Genomic DNA, 686 nt, shown 5'->3' with positions numbered 1-686 from the left:
TTAGTGATTTAGTTGCCACAGGAACAAACTTAAAATGGTACAGTGCCAGTACAGGAGGAACACTTTACACAGGAACAGAAATATTATCATCAGGGAATTATTATGTAAGCCAGACTGTAAGTGGTTGTGAAAGTGCAAGAACACTTGTATCAGTAACAGTAAATCCAAATCCGACTGCTCCAACTATTACAGCAGGCGGACCTACAACCTTTTGTTCAGGAGGTACTGTTACTTTGACTTCAAGCGGAGGGAATAGTTATTTATGGTCAACCGGAGCCACGACTCAGTCTATCACTGTGTCAGCTTCAGGAAATTATAGTGTAAGGGTTGCTAATGCATCGGGATGTCAAAGTGCAGCTTCAACAGCTGTAACAGTAACTGTAAATCCTATACCTGCTAAACCGACTATTACAGCAGGTGGTCCAACAACATTTTGTACTGGAGGAAGTGTAACGTTAACTTCAAGTTCTGCTACCGGAAATGTTTGGTCAACCGGAGCAACAACACAATCTATTACGGTATCGACAGCCGGAACCTATAATGTTCAGGTTACTTCTTCGGGCTGTACAGGTTCAGTATCAGATAATGTGACTGTAACAGTTAATTCAACCCCGGCGACTCCTACTATTACAGCAGGCGGTCCAACAACGTTCTGTCCAGGCGGCAGTGTTGTACTGACATCAAGT

General features: G+C 43.1%; 1 protein-coding gene. It reads left to right on the top strand.

All coding sequences use genetic code 11. The features are described from left to right. A partial coding sequence (locus ACODST_RS27815) for an Ig-like domain-containing protein (RefSeq protein WP_488935349.1) occupies positions 1-686 on the top strand: 686 nt, incomplete at both ends.

This window comes from Flavobacterium sp. FG19, from assembly GCF_057809475.1.
The sequence above is the reverse complement of the archived record's forward strand: the minus strand, read 5'-3'. Positions and strand labels throughout refer to the sequence as shown.